General features: G+C 33.9%; 4 protein-coding genes. 3 read left to right on the top strand and 1 reads right to left on the bottom strand.

Annotated features, from left to right (window positions below):
• Nucleotides 1-42: 42 nt before the first annotated feature.
• From ACFQIC_RS20845 to ACFQIC_RS20835, 3 genes are all read left to right on the top strand, one after another.
• Nucleotides 43-237: a hypothetical protein gene (locus ACFQIC_RS20845; protein ID WP_204712367.1), complete on the top strand. Its 195-nt coding sequence runs from the start codon at nucleotides 43-45 to the stop codon at nucleotides 235-237.
• Nucleotides 180-317, top strand: a complete 138-nt coding sequence (locus ACFQIC_RS20840; RefSeq protein WP_390217857.1) for a hypothetical protein — start codon at nucleotides 180-182, stop codon at nucleotides 315-317. The genes ACFQIC_RS20845 and ACFQIC_RS20840 overlap by 58 nt, the downstream gene beginning before the upstream one ends.
• A gap of 105 nt (nucleotides 318-422) precedes the next feature.
• Nucleotides 423-677 carry a hypothetical protein gene (locus ACFQIC_RS20835; RefSeq protein WP_390217855.1) on the top strand — a complete coding sequence of 85 codons (255 nt, stop codon included), beginning with the start codon at nucleotides 423-425 and terminating at the stop codon, nucleotides 675-677.
• Nucleotides 678-1,285: 608 nt separating this feature from the next.
• Here the strand turns inward: ACFQIC_RS20835 and ACFQIC_RS20830 are convergent.
• Entirely contained in the window at nucleotides 1,286-1,678 is a 393-nt protein-coding gene (locus ACFQIC_RS20830) for a hypothetical protein (protein ID WP_204712366.1), read from the bottom strand.
• Nucleotides 1,679-2,492: the final 814 nt, after the last annotated feature.

Genomic DNA, 2,492 nt, shown 5'->3' with positions numbered 1-2,492 from the left:
ATTCTGACTGTAGTATCTCACAGCCATTAGGAGGATTAGAAGGTGGGCATTATTTTCCGCTTACCTTTAAAGAAATATGGCGTAGAAGAGAAAAATATCTCCTTAGAAAAAATAACCCGAACAAAAAAGGATAGTCCAGCGTTTACAGAAATGATGAAGTATTACGTGAAGGTGATACGGTGGTCGTTTATAAACTCGATCGAATTGGTCGTAGCACAAAACACTTGGTGGATCTAATTAATAACTTTGGAATTTTGTTTCTGTTAATGAGAGTATTGATACCACAACAGCAATGGGGAAACTTCAGGTGTGCTTAAGTGTAAAAGATGCGGCGATAACATAATTAGAAGGAAAAAGAAAAAGAACCTGAATTAATCCAGGTCCTTAATGCTTCGGAACAGGTAGTTAGTCCTGTTGATCTTATGAATTTAATTACGTCTTTAAAAGAGGAATGGACAAACTTCGATATCAGTGAACGCAAGAGGATTATACACACTCTTTTCGGAACATTCTCTATAGAATGTTTGCAATCCCACAAAGGTGGAAAAGGTCAGAAAGCCGTTATTGAAATTGCTGATTATAGCTTAAAATTAAGGTGTGTTTTCAGTGGATTTATCGGTTTATTAGCGGACTTATTCGCGATCCCGAAGGACCCCGCTAATAAACGGGGTAGTTAAAATTAAGTTTTAAATTCAATTATAATATAATTCAATCATATACAGGTTGATTGTTTAAATCAAGAATAATACGTGTAGAGTGAAAAAAGCAGCCTCTTGTAATAAGAAGCTGCTTTTACTGTATAAGTTTCGGTTCAGGAAATTGTTAGTGTTGTTTTTGCAAGTTTTTGACCATCTATATTTATTGAAATGACAATGTTTTAGAATTATTTACACAACGGAATATTTACACACATTCTTCTGTACCTATTTTAAGTTAGCCATTTTTCAGCCAAATCAAAACTAAACTTTCCTCCACTTTCGATAACAAGAATAGAAGTGATTTCGGCCACGTGATTTTACCACCCTTGCCATGTTTTTTACCAGTGTTCGCCACTGAATTTACCACACAATGCCAACACGTTTACCAATCACCATAAACCTACAGATTACTATTTAATAAACTGTAGGTTTATCTTTTACATTATCCTACTACACAGTATATTTGTACTGTGCAGCAATTGGCTCTGTCGTTCTTCTTCTACGTAACCCCTAAGCACTTGGATATCGTGGTGGTAGCACAAGGTTAGTCATATTTTCCGCCGTCAGGTTATCTTAACTAATAGTATCTATAACCTCATATAAGCATTGAATTGTTTTTCTAAAAAAAGAAGGAATCGTTCGTTATAAAAATCATAAGGTACGCTCTTCCAAAATGAAAAATGTACTGCATCGTAATTTCCATCAGAGAGATAGTTTAATTTATACTTATTTCCCCCTTCTTTATCCATATGAATAGCTTCCACATCAACATCTGTAATTGCACCTCTATAATGATCCATAGAAACATGCATTACTTTTGAATTATCATCTATCTTCATCCATCGTTTCGCTCTATTTCCCACCAAAATTTCTTTACGGTTAGGATTGTTCCCCCTTCTTGGATTACAAATTCTTGCAGATGGATAATAGCTTTTAATTATCTCAAAGAAAGTATCTTTTATTTTAATCTCTCCACTCATAAAATAAAATCCCCCTAACAATATTTAGTCTCATAATCGATTATTTTTCTAGGTTCAATTGCATTATTTATTAATTCTTGGATATCCAATTGATCATTACTGAATGACTCCAAATCTAATATGATTCCCCTACCTTGTTGACTTTCTTACTGAGGGGTTCTCAAGTTCATAATATTTTGCCATAAAGGCTTTTCTTTTTGACTTAAATTCCATCTTCCAAATTACTGCGAATTACTTTAAGTTCATTCTTTCACAAAAGACTAAGATGAAATCATTTGCTGCACAGTAATTGTCTACTACGCAATACAAGAGTTACTCCACAATCTGCCCCTTTAATGGAATAACCAAATTATCAATCTTACTTATTTAAATACCCTATTTTTTTATAGAAAAAGCCTCCCAAAAGTTCTGTGAACTTATGAGAGGCTCCTTAGATTTAGACTGTAATTTTGAAAAATCCAGTCAATATCCAGTCAATATTCATTTATAGGGTTTCAAATCCTTGTCTATCAAAGGGTTTGAGGACAGCTTACATCATGCCGCCCATGTTTTCACCTAATCAAATAGTGCGAAATAAACCCCATATTAACCGATATTGGCAGTTCCTCACAAGTTCGAAGCTAATACCTTAAGTAAAAGAATATAAATACTAATGAATAAAAGTATGCCAAGAAGTATGTCATAAAATCACAGCCCAATAGGAGATATATCCCATGATTCTATAGAACAACTTTTAAAGTCTTTATCCACGTAAGCGGAAAATAATGCCCACCTTCTAATCCTCCTAATGGCTGTGAGATACTACAGTCAGAAT

It is taken from the genome of Halobacillus seohaensis (genome assembly GCF_042663045.1).
GTDB lineage: Bacteria > Bacillota > Bacilli > Bacillales > Halobacillaceae > Halobacillus_A > Halobacillus_A seohaensis.
This window is presented reverse-complemented; position numbering and strand designations above follow the sequence as displayed.